The following is a 20,582-nucleotide window of genomic DNA, read 5'->3' on the forward strand; positions in this document are numbered from 1 at the left end:
AACATGCACAAAACCTTGCATTTCCTTACCTGTTACATCCTCTGTTAGCATGAGAAAAAATAGATTTCAACGTAAAAAAAGCCGCTGTACGCAGCGACTTTCCTTTGACGTATTAGAGTGTAAACCGTTGAACCAGCTGTTGCATATTGTCAGCCGTTTTGGACAGCTGTACCGTGGATGCCGAGAATTATATGATTTAGAGGTAGTGCTATACATTTTTCACATCATACAAATCTTCAGGCAATGCCTGCAAAAAAGGCGACCAGTCCTTCGACGTATATAGATTCAACCGATGCATCGCGCGAGTACAAGCCGTGTAAAGAAGCTTGCGATCATACTCCTCTCCATATTTGCCGGATGAAGCATCATACACAAGCACTGCATCGAATTCCACACCTTTGGCAAGGTACACGGGAATGACCATCACGCCTTTTTCAAACTGCTCCGTGTCTTTCGTAATCAGCCTTAGTCCCTCTACACCGACCTCTCGCAAACGTTCATATGCAAGGTGACTCTCGGCTGCCGTTTTGGTTATGATCGCAATCGAACGAAAACCCTCTTTTTGAAGCGCCTCAACGTCAGATCGAATGAACTCATCACGCCCGTTCTCTCCTGCCTCCACCCGGATTAAAGCCGGCTTCTGGTCCCTTCTGTCAAAAGCAACAATCTCATCACCGCCAGGTAGCATCGCCTTCGTGAATTCAACAATTTCACGAGTCGAGCGATAGCTCTGTACTAGCCGAATAAGCGTCGTTTCTTTGTCTCCATATAACGAAATTAATGGCGAATCAGTAGCGGCAAGTTCTGTCGCCTGCATATAGATCGCTTGTCCGAAATCACCAAGTACCGTCATGCGGGCACGAGGGAACAGCTTTTTGAGATATTCATATTGAAATGCCGAGTAATCCTGACCTTCGTCGACGAACACATGACGGATATCCGTGTTGATTCGTACCCCTTCGATCATTTCTTTTACATATAAATATGGGGTAGCATCTTCATGGAACAGCTTGTTCTGACGCAACATATCTCTGGTTTGGGTACAGATTTCATCCCAGTGAGGTGGAACTGCCGCTCCATTTGTACGATCTTGATAGGCTGCGGAATCTACAAATAGTTGTTCATAGGCTGACTGTACATTGACGAATTTAAACTTTCGGACACGCTGCCTTAGAGGCTTGAACGTTTGCTTCACTATTTTTCGCCGTAGCAACTCTTCTTCTCGCTCCAGAAAATCAAATGAGCCTTCATCCAGGTCAGGGTGTTTGCCAGCATTCTCCCGTGCTGCATACTGCTCCGCCACTTCGAACACAGCCTTTTCCTTGTGCAGCTTACCGTACGCATCCGCGTAGTCGTCCGTGTCGAGGTAATTTAACTCTTCCTCCACCCAGTCCGCTTGTCGTTCCTGTTGCTCTAGAACAGACAGCTGTTTCAGTAACCATTCCTGTAATAACAATATCCGACTTGGTAACGAAAGGTGGATATCATACGTAGAGAATTGTGCCTTCATTTGAGCTGAAGTAATAAACTCCCGTTCACGGAACCGGACACCGATAAAGTTTAACCCTTCCCGACCCAGCCATTCCCCATAGTTCTTCAAAGCTTTCATAAATTCCGCGGATGCTTTATAGCGAATGCCTTCCATACGAGCAGTGTAATCTGGTTCCGCACCAGCAGTAAGCACATACTCGATCTGATCAAGTGGATCTTCCGGACTCAAGCTCGATCCCAGCCAATAATTCAAGTATTCCTGAAACGTCGTCTGTTGAATGTTCTCTTCACCTAGCTCTGGCAAAACGGTCGAGATATAACTCGCAAACATCGGATTTGGCGAAAAAAGAACCATCTGATCTGCCTTGATCGTCTGGCGATGTTTATATAATAGATAGGCCACTCGCTGGAGCGCAGCGGATGTCTTTCCGCTACCTGCGGCGCCCTGAACAATCAGCATTCGGCTGCGATCATCACGGATAATGGCATTCTGTTCCTTTTGAATCGTTGCTACAATGCTTTTCATCTGAGAGTTCGCACCTTTGGAGAGCACTTCCTGGAGCATGGCATCCCCAATGGTTTCACTAGCATCAAACATGCCCAGCAACTGACCATCCTGAATTTGAAACTGACGTTTCAGTTCAACGGTCCCCTCGATTTTCCCCATAGGTGTCTCATAATCTGCCGTACCGGAGCCATAGTCATAATAGAGACTCGCGATAGGTGTACGCCAATCATAGATGAGAAAATCCAAGCCTTCCTTGTCTGTAAAAGAAGACACCCCAATGTAAATTGGCTCCGTAAAACCAAGACCCTTTTCCTTAAAATCAATACGTCCGAAGTAAGGTAAAGGCAATAAACGATTTACATTTTTCCACTGCTGTACTAATAACTTATGCCCACGTTCTCGTTCAGCCAACACTCTCGCTTGCTGATTAATGGTATAAAAGGCTTCTTCAAAATCCGTGTATGAACCCGTATTAATCGTGACTTCTTCCCAGAAACGTTTACGAATTTCCGTAGCCTGATCCGCAAGACCTTCAACTTGGGGTTCAAGTTCAGCAAGTCTCGCCTGCAGTTCATTTCGCACGTAAGCCAATCTTTCTTTTTCCAATTGCCATTCGTTCGTTTCTGTCATATCTTTAACCACACTCCTCAGCCCATTTTTTTTGGAGAAAAAAAGCGCGTTGACAAACCGAAGAATCCGATGTATGATTAATTTAGGAGAAATAATGATACATCAATTACATATTCAACGAAATCAACTGCGCTCATGATTATATCACAGCGTATTTTTACGTTCAATCTTTTTTTATTATATTTACGGTCATGAGACCTCTGCATATCAAAGTTTCAACATTTAAACGATAGCTCCACTCTCTTTAAAGCCCTTTGGTCTGTTCCAAGGGGCTTTATTTTATTAGGTGCTCTACGTTTCTATACGTAAAAGAGTGCTACTCCCATTTTGATCGGATCAGGCAAACTTTTGATTGAAATGAACTACAGTTTCATTAGAGAATCATGACATAATAGAACAGAAAACAGCCATCCTATTAGATATGTGGAATACGTGGCAACTTGGAGAAGAAAGGAAATGTGATTACGATGGAATACGTTAAACTTGGTAATACAGGACTCGATGTCTCGCGCTTTTGTCTCGGATGTATGGGATTCGGGGACGCCAGTAAATGGGTTCACGAGTGGGTGCTGAACGAAGAAGACTCCCGATCCGTGATTCGCAAGGCACTGGATCTTGGTATTAATTTCTTCGATACAGCCAATATATACTCTCTTGGTACGAGCGAGGAATATCTGGGACGGGCTTTGAAAGACTACGCAGACCGTGATCAGGTCGTGATTGCGACCAAAATTCATGGACGAATGCATGAAGGCCCCAACGGCTCCGGGTTGTCCAGAAAAGCCATTTTAAGTGAAATTGACAAAAGTCTCAAACGCCTCGAAACGGATTATGTAGATCTATATATCATTCACCGCTGGGACTATAACACCCCTATTGAAGAAACGATGGAAGCACTCCATGATGTAGTGAAGTCAGGTAAAGCCAGATATATTGGCGCTTCAGCCATGTTCGCATGGCAGTTCCAGAAAGCGTTATATACAGCGGAGAAAAATGGCTGGACCAAATTTGTTTCCATGCAGAACCATTTGAACCTGATTTACCGTGAAGAGGAACGGGAGATGCTGCCACTTTGCAAAGAGGAAAAGATTGGCGTTACGCCATACAGCCCACTCGCTTCCGGCAGGTTAACAAGAGATTGGTCGGTGACGACGCATCGCTCTGAAACGGATATGATTCAGAAATCAAAGTACAATGCCACAAGTGACGCGGATCGCATTGTTGTCGAACGGGTGGCGGCTATTGCCGAGAAGTATGATGTGCCTCGTACACACATAGCGCTGGCATGGCTGTTACAGAAAGAGACCGTGACTGCTCCGATTATCGGCGCAACGAAACATTCACATCTCGATGTTGCCATAGGCGCATTGTCGGTAAAGCTTACCCTAGAGGACATCGCTTTTCTGGAAGGGCCTTATATTCCGCATCCTGTCGTGGGCGCACAGTAAACAACATTGATGGAGCACAAGAAATATTTATGATCTGTCAATGATATGGTCGTAAGGTTTACGGTCTTCAAAATGTTATCGTAACAACAATAGCCCCTCCTTTCCTTATGCGGAAATAGGGGCTATTTGCTGATGCATCAGTTTTATTTATTAAAGGCGAAGGCGTTAACTGAACTCCTTCCCCTCTGCTCTGTTAAATGGTGCTTGTATCAATAACAAAGCGATATTTCACATCTGAAGCGAGCACACGTTTATAAGCTTCATCAATCTGATCTGCCGAAATAACCTCAATGCTAGGGGCAATATCATGCTTAGCACAGAAATCAAGCATTTCTTGTGTCTCACGTATGCCGCCAATCATGGAACCTGCGAATGAACGACGATGTCCGATCAGCGAGAATGCATTGACGGGCAGTGGCTCTGGCGGAGCCCCTACATTAACGAGTGTGCCGTCCAACTTGAGCAGCGAGAAATAAGCGTTGATATCAATGCTGGCACTAACCGTATTAATGATCAGGTCTAATGAGCCTGCAAGCTTTTCAAATGTTTCCGGGTCGCTCGTTGCGTAGTAATGATCTGCGCCAAACTGCAATCCGTCTTGCTTTTTACTCAGGGATTGAGAAAGAACCGTAACCTCAGCTCCCATCGCATGTGCGATTTTAACCGCCATATGACCGAGACCACCCATCCCTACGACTGCGACTTTCTTACCCGGACCAGCGCCCCAATGATGCAACGGAGAATAAGTGGTAATTCCAGCGCATAGCAGAGGTGCGGCAGCATCCAGCTCAATATTGTCAGGAATGCGCACTACAAAATCCTCGGTTACCACGATATGGGTGGAATAACCGCCTTGGGTTGGCTCACCGTATTTGTCTACTCCTGCATACGTTGGAATGTTACCTTTCAGGCAGTATTGCTCTTCTCCTTTACGGCAATTCTCACATTCGCCGCAAGAGTCGACCATACATCCAACACCTACGCGGTCGCCTACTTTATATTTCGATACACCACTACCTACTTCAGTTACAATCCCGGCAATTTCGTGTCCCGGTACGAGTGGATAATTAACGGGTCCCCACTCCCCATGAGCGGTATGAATGTCCGAGTGGCAGATGCCGGCAAACTTAATCTCAATTAATACATCCGTGGTATCCAGATCACGGCGGTTAATCTCTGCGGAACGGAAGGGTTTATCGGGTCCATCCACGGCTCTGGCTTTAGCTGTAATCAATAGTATAACCTCCTCATGATTTTGGAATCTTCTTTATCTTACGCCCTATAGTTAACTCTAGGTCAAATGTTTTGCTCTACTTTTTCTAAAAAAGTGTTCGTTTTGACATCACTCCTGACCGCATGATAGAATTCACTCGCGTCAGCGAATGCCATGCAGCCTATCGGCTTTAATCTCGATCTGATCTAGAACTGAAAGGAACAAACTCGATATGACCTATTCCATTAGTGAAGTCGCTAAAAAATTGGATCTGACTGTGTATACATTGCGCTATTATGACAAAGAGGGACTCATGCCCTTCGTCGAACGTAATTCGACCGGAACGAGACAATTCAAGGACTCCGATATTGATTTTCTGAAAATAATCCAATGTCTGAAAGCTACCGGAATGCCTATCAAGGATATCCGGGAATTCATAGCCTGGTGCTCGGAAGGTGATGCAACCTTGCATCAGAGGTACGATATGTTTACCGAGCGCAAAGCCAGCGTCGAGGCTCAAATGGAAGAACTCCGAAGAACAATGGCCGTTATTGAGCATAAGCGCAGTTATTATCAGCAGGCCATCGAAGCTGGAACGGAGAACATTCATAAAACTGCACTGGCTCCCAACCCAGAGCATGTTACAAGCTCCTAGAGGAAACGAAAGGAACTTATGTTATGACTATGCTATATCAGCAGCAATTAGATGAAGTTGCCAGACTTATTCACAAGTACACGGTCAATGAAGGTGTCCATTCAACCGAACTTCGCTCCCTTTCTCTGATTCGTGAATCTGACATCACTGAACCGATTTTCAGGTTGAACGAAGCTTCTTTTTGTATCGTCGTCCAGGGTCAAAAGGAAATGTTGCTGGGACAGGAACGTTTCCAGTACGGACCTGGCAGCTATATTGTAGCTACGATGGATTTGCCTGTAAGCGGCCAAGTCATAGAGGCTTCGCCTGTCGCTCCTTATCTCGCATTAAAGCTTGAATTCACAGGCAGTGAAATTTTGGAGGTAATTCAGCATACCCGTCTCTCCCCTAATTCGAACGATACAAACGATGTTACCAGACGAGCCATGTATGTGAGCAAAACTTCTCCAGAGCTGCTGAATGCCGTGATCCGATTAGCTCAGTTGCTTGAAGGGGATGCGGAGGATATCTTCATGCTCTTTCCATTGTTTAAAAAGGAGATTTTGTACAGAGTACTCAAAGGACCTCAGGGCAGTGCGCTGAAGCAGATGGCACAAGAAGGATCTCACGCGTACCGTATTCGTAACGTGATTGAACACATGGTGACACATGTTAGTCGGCCCGTCCGGATTGAAGAACTGGCAGAGCTGGCGAATATGAGCCAGGCTTCCTTCCATCGACATTTTAAAGCAGTCACTGCAATGAGCCCGCTTCAGTTCATCAAACAACTGCGGCTACAAGAAGCACGTCGTCTGTTAATGTCTCAAGCTGTAGACGCATCAGAGGCTGCTTATCAGGTTGGATACGAGAGCCCGTCACAATTCAGCCGTGAGTATTCACGCATGTTTGGTTGTCCGCCAATGGAGGATATTAAACGTTTGAGAGGCAGTACGTACTAATTTCATCTCCAGAAAATAATCCCGTTCCACGTAAAGAGACTCACACCTAAACGGTGAGAGCCTCTTTTTTTTCTTCGTTCCATTTGCTCTAAAATACAGTCTGCCTGCCCGAAACTACTTGGATGCCGAAAGTAAGCTATCCGTAATAAATTTAAGCTGTCCTTCCAACGATACCGGATCGTTATACGTATCAGACGATGGATCTAGCTGAAATACATGATTGGCTTTGACAGCCGGGAGGTTCTTCCATAACTTATTTTCGTAAATCTTTTTAGAATCACTCGTGTCCCCGGACCACGGGCTGGTGAAAATAATGTCTCCTGCATAATCCGGCAGCACTTCTATCGAAATGGAAGCCCAGCCTGTTCCGCTATCAATAGCTTCCGCTTGAGCCTTGGTTGGTGCTTTCAGTCCAAACTCACCATAAATAATCTCTCCCCCGCGGCCATAGTTATGACCGAAGACATACAACCCTTTATCATACGGATTCAGGATCGATACGGTACGACTACCAACAGCTGCTTCTACCTTCGGTTTCAACTCGTTAATCTGAGCTTCCCACTTGCTTATCCAGGCCTTAGCTGCTTCTTCCCTGTTTGTAAGTTTGCCCATCTCCAGCATCAAGTCTTTGTAGTTACGTTTACCGTACTCAATCTGAACCACAGGTGCAATCTGTGACAGCTTGTCGATGCCTTCTGTACCTGTGTACACAATAAACAGATCGGGTTTCAGAGCAAGCAGTTGCTCTGGTGTTGGCGGCTGATCACCTAAATCTGCTGTTCCTTGTGCAGCAAGCTGCTCTTTGATGTATTTGTTGTTCATCGCACCTGTAGTTGCCCCCACCACTGGAGCATCCAGTGCGACAAAGTATCCCGTAGAGAAGGCCGTCAGATCCACAATCCGTTTAGGATTTTTCGGCACTTTCACTTCACCAGCATCAGACTGGAATGAAACCATCTCATCTTCTGCACCTGCTCCTGTGTCTGTCGTACCATCTGAATTGTTACTGGTTTTGCTTCCCGCATCGGATGATGCAGTAGTCATCTCCGCCCCATCTTTAGCTGTATTTGAAGCAGACTGACCACATGCACTCAAGATCAGCATAAGCACAAGCGCCATCATGATCCAAATTGAACTTCTTTTTGTACTACGCAAAAATAACCCCACCTTTAATGTATTGGATTCAATCAAATAAATGATATTGATAATCGTTATCAACGATATCACGACTCTAGCTTTTTTACAATACAAGTTTAGTATATTCATTCCAAACTTCGTCTATTAAGTGAGAAAAGAGAATATACATCCCATTTCTACTGACAATTTCATTCCAAACTTGCCATCTAGTAAGTTAAAAGGCTATCATCATTAGAGTGGATAGAGAGATTTAACAAAGAGAATGATTTTAGAACATGATTTTTGAGAATGTAGAGAAATGTTTCAAGGAGGACAAGATGGATCAGATTATACTGTGGTTAAAGTACTTTTTTTTGGGTATCGTTCAAGGGGCAACGGAGCCGATTCCGGTCTCCTCCAGCGGTCATTTAATTATTGCCCAGCGACTAATGGGACTGAAGCAAAATGGCCTTTCGTTTGAAATTTTGACGAACACCGCTTCATTAATTGCCATTGTTTTTATTTTTCGGGAAGACATCATGAAGCTGATTACCGGTGGATGGGGTTACTTAACAACTCGTAAACCGGAATATCGGGCAGACTTTATGTTTTGCTTATATATCGTCATCGGTACGATTCCTGCTGCCGTTGCTGCTGTGCTGTTCAAAGATCAGATTGAGAGCATCTTCTCGTCAGTTTATACGGTTGCAGTCGCTCTGCTAATTACGGGTGTTGCACTCTGGCTTATTCGTAATCTGCGCGGTCGCAAACAGGACGGCGATTTGAAGATGAAAGATGCTGTGCTGGTTGGGCTCGCTCAGGCCGTTGCACTTATTCCGGGCATCAGCCGTTCGGGTGCTACCGTTATTTCGTCCATTGCGGTCGGTATGAAACAGGAAACGGCGTTAAAGTTCTCCTTTATGCTCTACATCCCGATCAGTATCGGCGGTGTGATTCTGGGTGCTTCAGATATAGCGCATGATCCTAACCGTGCTCAGCTTGCTATTCCTTACCTGATCGCGTTTATCACGACGCTGGTCGTTACCTATTTCTCGATGAGATGGTTTATGGGCATTATGGCCCGAGGCAATCTGAAGTATTTTTCATATTACTGCTTTGCGGCAGGAACATTGTTACTTATCTTTTTATAAAAGAGATTCTCTATACACAGCAAAGGGACAACCACGACGGTTGTCCCTCTTTTATTCGATTCCATTTCTATGAATTCCACATACACAGGATTCAATTCAGAACAACCGTATCTTTTGGCAGTTCCTATTCGTTTACTTAAGAAATGTAAAGATCAGCAGTGCACTGAAATTTGTTATTAGGAGGTCTGATATGGATGTTAATTTCAAAAGGAATCCAGATGCTTGAACTCGATTTTCAAGGGGTTATGATTCATCCTGTTCTGATATGGGATAATGAAACAGCTGTGTTAATTGATTCCGGTTTTCCGGGACAATATGACGATTTATGTTTTGCGTTAGAGAAGATAGGCGTGCCGATTAGCCAACTTAAAGCAGTGATTTTGACGCATCAGGATGTGGACCATATAGGCTGTCTTCCCGAGATTTTGCAGGAGTGTGGTACTGGGGTCAGGATATATGCACACGAACTGGACAAGCCCTATATTGAGGGACAGCTCCCGCTTATCAAAGACGACCACCTGGAACATCCCCCAAAAGGCAAGATTGATGAAACAGTAACGGATGGTCAGGAATTACCGTTTTGCGGCGGAATTCGCGTTATTCACACACCTGGGCATACTCCTGGTCACATCAGTCTTTATGTAATGCGTAGCAAAACGCTCATCGCCGGAGATTCCATGTACAGTGTTAACGGCCAGCTTGAAGGTATCCATGGTCCGACTACACTGGATATAGAGACAGCGCGCTTCTCCTTGAATAAGTATCTGGAACTCGATATTTCATCCGTAATTTGTTATCACGGTGGTCTCAGTGATATGCATATAAAGGAACAGATCTCACGGCTGATCTAGAATTAAAAATGGTGATTTCTGTTTCTATTTCATATTTTAAGGTTTGGCATACTGTAAAATGGCTGTGGCCGCTTGCACTCGCAGCACTTCTTCTTCGCTTTGCAGGGCTTCTTTCAGCACTTGAAGTGCCGCTTGAATTAAACCTTCATCCACATGTGCTGTGAGAGCGTTGCTTGCTTCGGCTGCCGCGCTGACTGCAAGGGCGCGATCCAGCTGAGCTTCGGATACAGGGTGTTCAAATTTCACGAGGATGGATGGTGTGTTCCACAAAGCTTGGACTTTATCGTTCAATTCTGCATGTGGAACACGCCCTAACCAAGTGACTCCCCGACGGTGACAGATCAATTCATCTTCAGCACCTAAGGAGTCGTCGTAATAATAATCTCCGATATCCCCTACATAGGTCCATTCCTCATCCCTTATTAAGACGTAGTCCCCATCCTGCATCAGGTTAGCAAACATATGTAGTGTTGCAAGTGTATTTGTTAATTCCGTCTCCCCCAGACTATACCGCTTAGCCAGTTGTTCTTTCCATTGCTCCGGTGGTGTAAGCTCAAGGTCCCCTAGACCAGACCAAGGGATGCCAATAAAGTTATCTTCCAGAAATGATGTTGTCCTGTTGACGTCTTGCAATATCGTTTGAATATGATACAAATTCATTCGAGTTCCTTCCTTTCACTTATTCATATGAACATAATTAGTCATTGTAACATCCGCGGTGTCTCTTTCAAACTTACACATTCTTAAGCTCATGACAAACCTTTTCTGTTATATCCTAAGGCTATAACTAGATATAATATAAGGGAATTACGTTATAGCTGAGTATTTGTGATAAATTTTTGTTAACACATTGCAGAGGGGTTATGGCAAATGACAAAAAGCAGCGTATTGGGGTATCCACGAATCGGAGCCGATCGGGAATGGAAAAAAGCACTTGAGGCCTTCTGGTCAGGAAAATTACAAGAAAACGAACTTCACGCGAGATTACAAGAGATTCGTATAGATCATTTGCGCAAGCAGCAAGCCAAAGGCATCGATCTGATTCCAGTGAACGATTTCAGTTATTATGATCATATTCTGGATACAGCCGTGATGTTTGGTATTGTGCCAAAACGCTTTGCTTATACCGGAGGTGCTGTGCCTCTCTCCACCTATTACGGCATCGCCCGTGGAACGAAAGATGCCGCAGCGAGTGAAATGACCAAATGGTTCAATACGAACTATCACTATATTGTACCTGAACTGAACGATGCTTCGCCGGCATTGACCGAGAATAAACCACTAATCGCATACCTTGAAGCCAAAGAGAAACTGGGCATTGAAGGCAAACCGGTTATCGTTGGACCGCTGACCTTCCTGAAGCTTTCTAAAGGCTATGATGCCTCCGAAACGGACGCTTGGCTGGATCAGCTACTTCCTCTCTACACTCAAGCGCTGCAAGAACTTGCAGATGCTGGCGTACAGTGGGTACAGATTGATGAGCCGGTGCTCGTAACGAAATTGAATGATGCGGATCTACAACGCTTGAACAAAATCTATACCGCTTTTGCATCAGCTGCTCCAGGTTTAAATATCTTGTTACAAACCTACTTTGAATCCGTTGAAAACTACAACGAAATCATCAGCTTGCCAGTTCAAGGCATCGGTCTTGACTTCGTTCATGGTCTTGAAGGTAACCTTCAATCGATTCAAACGAGCGGTTTTCCGGCAGACAAAGTGCTGGGTGCAGGTATCATTGATGGACGCGGCATCTGGAAAGCGTCCCTTCAGGACAAGCTGACTTTACTCCAGACACTTACTTCACTCGTTACCCCTGAAAGGTTAATAGTGCAATCCTCCTGTAGCTTGCTGCATGTACCTGTCACAACAGCACGTGAAGCTAAACTTGCTGCTGAGCTCAAAGATGCACTTGCATTTGCGGATGAAAAGCTGGACGAGATCGTTATTTTGACCCAAGCAATCCGCAGCACCGATGCGGACATCACCGCTAAAATTAAAGACGCCGAGCAAAAACTACAGGCATTGCAAAGCTCCGGAGATCGTAATCGCAAAGCCGTGCAGGAAGCCGTTGCTTCCATCCGTGTACAAGAGCCTAACCGCTCACGTGCATTTGCAGAACGTCACGCAGCACAGCAAGATAAGTGGCAATTGCCTTTGTTCCCGACAACAACGATTGGCAGCTTTCCGCAATCAACGGAGGTCAGAAAAGCTCGCCAACAATGGCGCAAAAACGAGTTGAGCAATGAAAAATACTCTTCCTTTATCCGTGATCAGATTGACAGTTGGATTAACATTCAAGAAGAGATTGGTATTGACGTGCTGGTTCACGGTGAGTTTGAACGCACCGATATGGTTGAATTTTTCGGCGAGAAGCTGGCTGGATTTGCCTTTACGCAATATGGATGGGTGCAATCCTATGGCTCACGTTGCGTAAAACCACCTGTTATTTTCGGAGATGTCGAATTTGTAGGTGAAATGACGGTCGAGGAAACGAAGTACGCCCAGTCGAAGACAGACCGCCCTGTTAAAGGTATGTTGACTGGCCCGATTACCATCATGAACTGGTCCTTTGTACGGGATGATATTGAACGGGAAACCATCGCTTATCAATTGGCATACGCACTCAGACAAGAGGTTGAAGCGCTCGAAAAAGCAGGTATCGGCATGATTCAGGTGGATGAACCTGCCGTCCGTGAAGGCCTGCCGCTCAAGGAGAATAAACAAGCCGATTATCTGGATTGGGCCGTCAAAGCGTTCCGCATTACGACATGCACCGTACAGGAAACCACCCAAATTCATACTCACATGTGCTATTGCGAATTCCACGATATGATTGATTCCATTGAAGCGATGGATGCCGATGTGATTTCCATTGAAACATCGCGTAGCCATGGGGAGTTAATTCATAGCTTTGAAGAGAATACCTATGAGCTCGGTATTGGACTTGGTGTATACGACATTCATAGTCCACGTGTACCAAGCGTCGAAGAAATGAGTAACATGATTGACCGTGCTTTGCGTGTGCTCGATCCGAAGCTGTTCTGGATCAATCCGGACTGCGGTCTGAAAACCCGTGGACAGGAAGAAACCGTGGCTTCTCTAAAAAACATGGTGGATGCAACCCGAATTGCACGGGCGAAGTATAATGCTACTCCTGTTCTGAACTAGATAAGCTTACAACTGATGATTCGTATGGAAGTTTTAATAACAGATAAACTTAATCTGCATAGTCTCTGTTTTGTTCTAATAGCAACACTGAAAAAGCCGCAATCCTGATCATGCAGGATTGCGGCTTTTTAAAGTATCTCCCTGTGCAGGGGAACCAGATTAAACTTTGACTGTACACATCCATTCTTTTTCAAGAATATGGGTACGACCAGCTGATTCCACATCGGTATATTGATGCATGTTTGTAATAATGACCGGCGTAATCATGCTGTAACCCGCTTTTTCGATCTCTTCACGATCAAATTCCATCAATAGGTCGCCTACGGATACCTTAGCTCCAGCCTGCACCTTTGGCGAGAAAAATTGGCCTTTCAGCTTTACCGTATCAACTCCAATGTGAATCAGCAACTCTGCGCCAAGATCACTTACGAGACCAATAGCATGACCACTCTTAGAAACAGAGAATACTATGCCGTTAACCGGGGAAACTGCACGTCCTTCTGAAGGTTGAATGGCAAATCCTTTACCCATCATTTCTTCTGAAAAAGCAGGATCTGGAACCACGCTAAGTGGCTTAACTTCCCCACTGATTGGGCTGAATATTTGTTCATCCTGTAATTTAATATCTTCAGCTACTACATTAGTCTCTTCAGTTACTACAGGTATAGTTCCAGACGTTGCTGATGGTGCAGGTACGTCTTCCTGGAAGCCCAGAATATAAGTAATGACGCTAGCTACAACGAATGCAATTAAAGCAGCAATCAGTGCATATAGCAGGTTACTAATGTCTGGACCCACATATGAGGCAGCTCCCGGAAGACCTACTGTGCTAATGAAATAGGCTTTAACCGAAAAGGCTCCCAGAAACGCTCCAGCGACTGCGCCCCCAATGAGCGCTGCAATAAATGGTTTTTTGAATTTCATGTTAATGCCGTACATGGCAGGCTCCGTAATCCCCATAAGAGCGGTCAGTCCTGTCGAATAAGAAAGTGATTTGGTATCGGTGTTTTTAGACTTGAAGCCAACCCCAAATGCAGCACCACCCTGGGCCATATTAGCTGCGAACATCAACGGAACGATAAAATCGTAACCAAGTGTTGCAATCGAACCAACTGCAAGCGGCAACAGTGCATAATGCATGCCTGTAATAATCAGTACAGACATTGTGCCACCAATCAAAATACTTGCAAAAATGGATGCGTTATCAAATAACCATCTGATACCTCCGGATAAACCGTTTCCAATAATACCACCCAGTGGTCCGATCGCAATCAAGGTTAGGGGTACCATGATAAGTAACGTTACCGTTGGTACAATAATCATTTTGAGTGAAGCATGCGTAATACGGTCTATCGCTCTCTCCACGTAAGCAGTGATCCAGATTGCGATGACGATGGGAATAACCGATGAAGCATAGGATGTAGCAATAACTGTAATCCCTGCAAACGATGTATTCCCCCCTTGAAACAAGGCTCCAATGGTAGGGTGCATAAGACCAGCAGCTAAGGCAGCTCCTACATAAACATTGCTACCCATTTTCTTCGAAGCACTAACGGCTAGAAGTATAGGCAGGAAGTAGAATGCACCATCGCCAACGGCGGATAAAATGATATAGGTTGAACTTGTATTCGTCATCCAACCAACAGCCACCAGAATGGATATGATCCCTTTGATCATACCTGCGCCAGCAATGGCTGGCAGGATTGGCGTGAACATGCCCGAGATGAAATCAAACAATGCGCTAATCGGGTTCCTTTGTTTCTTTTCGCTGTTTGGAGCACTTTCTGTGCTAGGCTTATTGCTCATATTGTTCACTAGTGCTTTGTACACTTCGGAAACTTCATTGCCAATAATCACCTGAAACTGTCCGCCGTTTTCCGTTACACCCATAACGCCAGGTGTGTTTTTCAACGTAGTTTTGTCAGCTTGATTGTTATCGTTCAGATTGAATCTGAGTCGAGTCATACAGTGTGTAACTTGTTCGATATTCTTTTCCCCACCAACCAGTTTGAGAATATCTTTGGACAATTGTTGTTTATCCATGTTGTAAGGCTCCTTTGACGTAAATTAAGGTATTCTCTGACCATGGACGCGTCTGGCCAGATATAATGGAAGTGCGAAACATATGTTATAACGTCATGTTACTCAGAACAGGGAAGAAAATATATATGATTTAAGTGTTTAGTTTGCTTTGACACGAAATGATTTTTGTTACAAAAGTGTAACACGTTGTTTCCAAATCGTAGGTAATATATACTGTCTAAGCAGGCTACTTATTATTTTGACTATGGTCTAAGGAGTGCATATTTATGTTCACCAGTGAGCAAATCTCATCCTATAACGATTTAGAACTATCTTTATACAACTATATTTCTCAGAACATGGAAAAAGTGGCTTACATGCGTATTAGAGAACTAGCCAATGAAACTCATGTATCTACAGCCACCATTCTGCGATTTTGCAGAAAGAATCAATGTGAGGGATTTTCCGAATTTAAAGTAAAACTTAAGATGCTCGTTTCCCAAAAAGATAAATTAACGAAGCAAGAGTTGAAAAGTCCTCATCATGCCGTGTATGCGTTTTTTGAACATTCTCAATCTCCTGAATTGGTGGAAAAAATTTCAGCAGCAGCGAAATTAATTGCTACAGCTAGTAATGTCATTTTTATTGGTATCGGAAGCTCTGGAGTAATGGGTGAATATGGAGCTAGGTTATTTTCAAATTTAGGGATATTCTCTATGTACATAAAAGATCCTCATTATCCTATTCATACGAGAATTCAAAAAGATAGTATTACGATTGCTTTGTCTACGCGAGGTGAAAACCCATATGTTCAACCTTATCTCGAGCGGATCAAGCAGGATAAGCATAAAATTATTGCAATTACAAATAATCGCCAATCTACCATGGCTAAAATTTCAGATGTATGTATTCCATATTATGTAAAAGAAGAGTATCTCGGAAGTATTGACCTCACTACACACACACCTGTTATTTTCTTATTAGAATGGCTAGGTAAAGAGGTTTACAATCTTATTGCAAAACTAGAATAAGAGTTATAGTGGAGCATCCATTCTTTCTAAATTTACGCAAACAAAAAGAGAGTCATTTCGACTCTCTTTTACGCTGCTATAGTTCTCAAATGAATGCTTACTTTAAGCTCTTTCCATTCCTTTTTTCTTCCGTGTTGCTGCAATTTGTGTCATGATCATTAGAATGATGATCACCATCATTCCAATCATAGCAGGTGTGAAGCTATGGGAAGCATCATGAATCCAGCCTAGCAATATTGGACCCATCGCTCCAATGACATATCCAGCAGATTGCTGCATCGCTGACCAAGAAGTAGCATCGTTCACATTGGTTGTAGAATCAATCGGTAACATCAGGTTTAAAGTGAACAAGCCCCCTGCCCCAACTCCAAAGAGTACAACGGAAACCATCGGCATGAAATTCATCATCAATAAAACCAACCCAACAATCATGAACAGAGATTCACCAACCAACCATACTCTTCTTGAGGGAAAGTTCTTCAATAATACAGGAAGTACAAAGCTAATCGGAATTTGGATGACAACAAATATAGTCAGACAAAGCGTTGCATAGGATTTGCTATACCCCATTTCCTGAATCATCAACGGGAGCCACGCTGTAAAAGAATAAAACAACATCGCCATTAATCCAAATGAGAGCGTAATCGTCCATGCTCTTCTATTTCCCCAGGGAAGTTTAATTTGCGGACGTTCTTTTATTCCACTCACATGAGCAGATTCAGATTTCGGTTTCACCATGATCCACCACATGATCGCTGCTACAAAGGCAATGACTGCCCACCCTCCTACTGCGATCTGCCAAGAATTGAAATATGCCTCTAAGGGAATGGATACCATTGAACTGCCCGCAGCCCCTACAGTGATTGCAATACTATAGAGTGCAATCATGGATGGAACATGATCGGGAAAATACTTTTTAATAAAGCCTGAAGTTAACGGGCCAATCGAAGCGATACCGATACCTACGATCAATGCAGATAAAAGTAAAACGGACGTAGACTGTGTAAATAGCCGAGTGGCTATTCCGATTCCCAGCACAATCAGGGAATATCCAATGATTCGTTCTATTCCCCATCTCCCACTTGCTTTAACGGCAAAAGGTGAAAATACGCCCATACATAATACAGGTATTGACGTTAGCAAACTGGCTAGTGCAGCGTTCATCCCCAAATCTTCCCGAATCGTATCTAGCAGTGGAGATATGGAATTAATAGCTGGGCGTAAATTCAATGTAGCAACAAATAATGCAATAATTAAAAATATACTTTTTTTTCTCATCTTCTACTCCCGAAACAAACTGCTCCCGTTGCTTTCAATGACATCTTTGTACCAGTGGAAGGACTTCTTACGATAGCGTTCCAATGTTCCTGAACCATCATCATGGCGATCTACATAGATGAATCCGTACCGTTTTTTCATTTCTGCAGTTGTGGCACTCACCAAGTCAATGCAACCCCATGATGCATATCCCATTAATTCAACACCGTCTTGAATGGCTTCAGCGACTTGAAGCAAGTGCTCCTTCAAATAGTTAATACGATAATCATCAAGAACGGTTTTGTTACCATTTTCGTCCGTAATCAGTTCATCTACGGCTCCTAATCCATTTTCAACGATGAACAATGGCTTCTGATAACGATCATACATCGCATTCATGATGTACCTTAAGCCTTGAGGGTCAATCTGCCAACCCCAATCACTCGCAGTCAAGAGCGGATTAGGAACACCACCAATCAGGTTTCCTTCTCCTTTAATTTGCTTGGCAGGATCAGCCGTTTCGCAACTGCTTTGATAATAGCTAAAGGAAATAAAATCAACGGTATTTTTCAAAATTTCTTCGTCACCAGGCTCGAAATGAATGGTAATTCCGTTATCTTTCAAATAACGTTTCATGTAACCCGGGTAATAACCACGCACGTGAACATCCGTAAAGCCTGTATTCTTATGATCCGCGTCCATCACTCTGATCATATCATTAGGGTCAGGAGTCAACGGGTAAATCGGCATAGCAATGACCATACAACCAATTTTGAAATCCGGGTTAATTTCGTGCCCAATTTTAACCGCCAGTGCACTTGCAACAAACTCGTGGTGAACCGCTTGGTACAGGGCCTGTTTGCTAAGTTGATCCTTAGGGGTGTTAATCCCGCCACTTGCAAACGGGTGTTCAAGAATCGAATTAATCTCGTTAAATGTGAGCCAATACTTCACTTTGTTTTTGTATCTTTCAAAAATGGTTCGCACATATCGTTCATAGAAATCGACCATTTTCCGGTTCGCCCAGCCATCGTATTCTCTAACGAGATGTAACGGAGTCTCATAATGAGAGATTGTAACTAAAGGTTCAATCCCGTATTTCAGGCACTCGTCAAAGAGATCATCGTAAAATTGGAGACCTTTTTCGTTTGGCTCAAGTTCATCCCCTTTTGGGAAGATTCTGGACCAAGCTATCGACGTACGAAAAACTTTGAAACCCATTTCGGAAAGGAGTTTAATATCCTCTTTATATCGGTGATAGAAGTCAATCGCAAATAACTTCATATTATCCTCTGTTGGTTCATTCGTCGGAGGTGTCTGAATGCCGTTTGGCATGATATCCTGAATGGAAAGTCCTTTTCCATCTTCTTGATATGCACCTTCTATTTGGTTTGCAGAGACGGAACCTCCCCACAAAAAACCGTTAGGAAATTGAAATGTTTTACTCATTTGGTAAGCCACCTTTCTTTTAAACCTTCTGCGGATCTGGATATAAAACGAATCACGCTGTATCGGTTTTTTATCTTGTATTTGTTTTCACAACTTATGTTACATAGATTAGTGCATAAAATACATGTTATTTCGTATTTAGTACAAGGTATCAGAGATTCACATTTGTAACATAAAAGTAACACAGTGTTTCAGAAGCTTAATGCGTGCAAGCTCAAGGGTAACTGCATTCAACTACGCCATCATAGTTATGTAACAAAATAAAAAAAGCCGCCAAAATGACGACTTCATCCATGATAAGTTATTTCATATCTACAAAGTTCTGGAGACTTTCCTTAATCTGATTCGTAACTTCGTGACCATGATACGTAATCACTTTTTTAATATCAAGCTCTAACAGTTTGGCAATTGACTCTAGCGCAGTCGTATGATCCAAAGTTTGCTCGTCATTAAAGGACAAGAGACGACCATCTTCCGCATTTAAAGCATCACCAGCAATTAACGTTTGGCTCGGGATATGATATAGCGACATATGATCTGGTGTGTGTCCTGGTGTAAAGAGGACTTGAATACCACCTGCCAAGGGCAGAATGTCTCCATCCTTTAAAGCGGTATGAACGTGCACAGACGGTGCGAAATCTTTACTTTTGATAAGCGGAACGGTTCCGGTCAAATAGGGTACCGTTTCCTCATGTGCAAGTACCGTCACCTCGCTCTCTCTTGCCTCAACTAATTCCGGCAGACTGCCAATGTGATCCCCATCTTGATGCGTGATGATGATATGCGTCAGCTTATTGAAACTGAAATTCTCCTTTTTGAGTAACGTACGAATTTGTGCCAATTGCCCAGGAATGCCCGTATCAACGAGCACTACATTCTGTTCATCCCATAACAATGTTGGATATACTATAAATGGTTCTCCATAATATTCCATTTCAAGCTTTATCGTTTTTATTCCGGTATTCGGTTGAGACATAGACATTCACTCCTTCAATTCGTAAAGATATTATATTACTTAAAGTAAGTCAGAAGTCAACACTTTTTCAGCTCACTCTCTTATTGGTTTGGTACTTAATGCTACAAACATAGCTAAAAAAGATGCCTTCTCTTCTTCTTTTTTGTACGTTTTCATTTGAAAATGAAAGAAACCCAAGGTTATAATTCACCCGGGTTTCTCACTATTTAGTGCTGTATTCAGAATGACTCGCAACTTATAGTTCATCATCCATATGATCTACTCCCCACTTGCATAGCTCTTGCAGAGCAGGGATGAGGGACTTGCCACGCTCTGAAAGGTAATACTCAACTTTAGGCGGTACTTGTGAGTATTCATGGCGTGTAATGAGCGAATCAGCCTCCAGCTCTTTTAATTGATTACTGAGCATTTTGTGTGTAATTCCTTGAAGCGCTCTTTTCAACTCACCATAACGCATAATGTCTTCCTTCAGTAGTAAAAATAAGATATGTAATTTCCATTTACCACTAATTAGCGATAAGGTATACACAAATGATTCATTGCTGTCTTCTTTTTCATTTTTTGTTTTACTTGGAATCATCTAATACTCTCCTTTTTGATAGTATCTCACTAAAAAGTGCATACTATTCTTTTTTTATGCTTGCATTATACTATACATCAGTGTTCAACAAGAAAATA

16 protein-coding genes are annotated in these 20,582 nt (G+C 43.4%); 7 read left to right on the top strand and 9 right to left on the bottom strand.

What is annotated here, in order from left to right; all coding sequences use genetic code 11:
- Nucleotides 1-208: 208 nt before the first annotated feature.
- A complete protein-coding gene (helD, locus tag J2T16_RS04070; RefSeq protein WP_499017801.1) occupies nt 209-2,629 on the bottom strand; it encodes an RNA polymerase recycling motor HelD in 2,421 nt (806 codons plus the stop codon).
- Between the two features lie 467 nt (nt 2,630-3,096).
- Between helD and J2T16_RS04075 the strand changes: the two genes are divergently transcribed.
- Nucleotides 3,097-4,077, top strand: coding sequence for an aldo/keto reductase (locus J2T16_RS04075; RefSeq protein ID WP_221788706.1), 981 nt, complete (start codon nt 3,097-3,099; stop codon nt 4,075-4,077).
- 193 nt (nt 4,078-4,270) lie between these two features.
- Here J2T16_RS04075 and J2T16_RS04080 read toward each other — a convergent pair whose 3' ends face one another.
- On the bottom strand, nt 4,271-5,311 hold the full coding sequence (locus tag J2T16_RS04080) for an NAD(P)-dependent alcohol dehydrogenase (protein WP_221788705.1): 1,041 nt from the start codon (nt 5,309-5,311) through the stop codon (nt 4,271-4,273).
- 211 nt (nt 5,312-5,522) lie between these two features.
- On the opposite strand from J2T16_RS04080, the gene J2T16_RS04085 reads away from it, so the two are divergent.
- A complete protein-coding gene (locus tag J2T16_RS04085; protein WP_221788704.1) occupies nt 5,523-5,945 on the top strand; it encodes a MerR family transcriptional regulator in 423 nt (140 codons plus the stop codon).
- Between the two features lie 23 nt (nt 5,946-5,968).
- Entirely contained in the window at nt 5,969-6,883 is a 915-nt protein-coding gene (locus J2T16_RS04090; RefSeq protein WP_221788703.1) for an AraC family transcriptional regulator, read from the top strand.
- Between the two features lie 114 nt (nt 6,884-6,997).
- Here the strand turns inward: J2T16_RS04090 and J2T16_RS04095 are convergent, their stop codons facing one another.
- On the bottom strand, nt 6,998-8,038 hold the full coding sequence (locus J2T16_RS04095; protein ID WP_336122672.1) for an ABC transporter substrate-binding protein: 1,041 nt from the start codon (nt 8,036-8,038) through the stop codon (nt 6,998-7,000).
- A gap of 299 nt (nt 8,039-8,337) precedes the next feature.
- On the opposite strand from J2T16_RS04095, the gene J2T16_RS04100 reads away from it, so the two are divergent.
- Together J2T16_RS04100 and J2T16_RS04105 are read left to right on the top strand one after the other, a co-directional pair.
- Complete coding sequence (locus tag J2T16_RS04100) at nt 8,338-9,150, top strand: undecaprenyl-diphosphate phosphatase (protein WP_090915833.1); 813 nt, start codon at nt 8,338-8,340, stop codon at nt 9,148-9,150.
- Between the two features lie 194 nt (nt 9,151-9,344).
- Nucleotides 9,345-10,001: an MBL fold metallo-hydrolase gene (locus J2T16_RS04105; protein ID WP_336122671.1), complete on the top strand. Its 657-nt coding sequence runs from the start codon at nt 9,345-9,347 to the stop codon at nt 9,999-10,001.
- Nucleotides 10,002-10,037: 36 nt separating this feature from the next.
- On the opposite strand, the gene J2T16_RS04110 is transcribed toward J2T16_RS04105, so the two are convergent.
- A complete protein-coding gene (locus J2T16_RS04110) occupies nt 10,038-10,661 on the bottom strand; it encodes a DUF8426 domain-containing protein (protein ID WP_336122670.1) in 624 nt (207 codons plus the stop codon).
- Between the two features lie 210 nt (nt 10,662-10,871).
- Here J2T16_RS04110 and metE point away from each other — a divergent pair, with 210 nt between their 5' ends.
- Complete coding sequence (gene metE, locus J2T16_RS04115; protein ID WP_499017802.1) at nt 10,872-13,169, top strand: 5-methyltetrahydropteroyltriglutamate--homocysteine S-methyltransferase; 2,298 nt, start codon at nt 10,872-10,874, stop codon at nt 13,167-13,169.
- 159 nt (nt 13,170-13,328) lie between these two features.
- Here metE and J2T16_RS04120 read toward each other — a convergent pair whose 3' ends face one another.
- Entirely contained in the window at nt 13,329-15,212 is a 1,884-nt protein-coding gene (locus J2T16_RS04120; RefSeq protein WP_499017803.1) for a beta-glucoside-specific PTS transporter subunit IIABC, read from the bottom strand.
- Nucleotides 15,213-15,478: 266 nt separating this feature from the next.
- Here J2T16_RS04120 and J2T16_RS04125 point away from each other — a divergent pair, with 266 nt between their 5' ends.
- A complete protein-coding gene (locus J2T16_RS04125) occupies nt 15,479-16,222 on the top strand; it encodes a MurR/RpiR family transcriptional regulator (protein WP_154889211.1) in 744 nt (247 codons plus the stop codon).
- A gap of 102 nt (nt 16,223-16,324) precedes the next feature.
- On the opposite strand, the gene J2T16_RS04130 is transcribed toward J2T16_RS04125, so the two are convergent.
- The 4 genes from J2T16_RS04130 to J2T16_RS04145 all read right to left on the bottom strand — a co-directional run bounded on the left by J2T16_RS04130 (nt 16,325) and on the right by J2T16_RS04145 (nt 20,484).
- Complete coding sequence (locus J2T16_RS04130; RefSeq protein WP_499017804.1) at nt 16,325-17,500, bottom strand: MFS transporter; 1,176 nt, start codon at nt 17,498-17,500, stop codon at nt 16,325-16,327.
- Nucleotides 17,501-17,503: 3 nt separating this feature from the next.
- Nucleotides 17,504-18,928 (bottom strand): glycoside hydrolase family 1 protein, encoded by a 1,425-nt coding sequence (locus J2T16_RS04135; RefSeq protein WP_499017805.1) that lies wholly within the window; start codon nt 18,926-18,928, stop codon nt 17,504-17,506.
- Nucleotides 18,929-19,229: 301 nt separating this feature from the next.
- Nucleotides 19,230-19,904, bottom strand: coding sequence for an MBL fold metallo-hydrolase (locus tag J2T16_RS04140; RefSeq protein WP_499017806.1), 675 nt, complete (start codon nt 19,902-19,904; stop codon nt 19,230-19,232).
- A gap of 235 nt (nt 19,905-20,139) precedes the next feature.
- Complete coding sequence (locus tag J2T16_RS04145) at nt 20,140-20,484, bottom strand: winged helix-turn-helix transcriptional regulator (RefSeq protein ID WP_154889219.1); 345 nt, start codon at nt 20,482-20,484, stop codon at nt 20,140-20,142.
- Nucleotides 20,485-20,582: the final 98 nt, after the last annotated feature.

The sequence above is a fragment of the Paenibacillus intestini genome, from assembly GCF_030803945.1.
Classification (GTDB): Bacteria; Bacillota; Bacilli; order Paenibacillales; family Paenibacillaceae; genus Paenibacillus; species Paenibacillus polysaccharolyticus.

Coding starts and splice junctions, on each gene's coding strand:
- J2T16_RS04075 (WP_221788706.1), top strand. CDS start 3,097: ATGGAATACGTTAAACTTGGTAATACAGGACTCGATGTCTCGCGCTTT.
- J2T16_RS04130 (WP_499017804.1), bottom strand. CDS start 17,500: ATGAGAAAAAAAAGTATATTTTTAATTATTGCATTATTTGTTGCTACA.
- metE (WP_499017802.1), top strand. CDS start 10,872: ATGACAAAAAGCAGCGTATTGGGGTATCCACGAATCGGAGCCGATCGG.
- J2T16_RS04110 (WP_336122670.1), bottom strand. CDS start 10,661: ATGAATTTGTATCATATTCAAACGATATTGCAAGACGTCAACAGGACA.
- J2T16_RS04140 (WP_499017806.1), bottom strand. CDS start 19,904: ATGTCTCAACCGAATACCGGAATAAAAACGATAAAGCTTGAAATGGAA.
- J2T16_RS04105 (WP_336122671.1), top strand. CDS start 9,345: ATGTTAATTTCAAAAGGAATCCAGATGCTTGAACTCGATTTTCAAGGG.
- helD (WP_499017801.1), bottom strand. CDS start 2,629: ATGACAGAAACGAACGAATGGCAATTGGAAAAAGAAAGATTGGCTTAC.
- J2T16_RS04135 (WP_499017805.1), bottom strand. CDS start 18,928: ATGAGTAAAACATTTCAATTTCCTAACGGTTTTTTGTGGGGAGGTTCC.
- J2T16_RS04145 (WP_154889219.1), bottom strand. CDS start 20,484: ATGATTCCAAGTAAAACAAAAAATGAAAAAGAAGACAGCAATGAATCA.
- J2T16_RS04085 (WP_221788704.1), top strand. CDS start 5,523: ATGACCTATTCCATTAGTGAAGTCGCTAAAAAATTGGATCTGACTGTG.
- J2T16_RS04120 (WP_499017803.1), bottom strand. CDS start 15,212: ATGGATAAACAACAATTGTCCAAAGATATTCTCAAACTGGTTGGTGGG.
- J2T16_RS04090 (WP_221788703.1), top strand. CDS start 5,969: ATGACTATGCTATATCAGCAGCAATTAGATGAAGTTGCCAGACTTATT.
- J2T16_RS04125 (WP_154889211.1), top strand. CDS start 15,479: ATGTTCACCAGTGAGCAAATCTCATCCTATAACGATTTAGAACTATCT.
- J2T16_RS04100 (WP_090915833.1), top strand. CDS start 8,338: ATGGATCAGATTATACTGTGGTTAAAGTACTTTTTTTTGGGTATCGTT.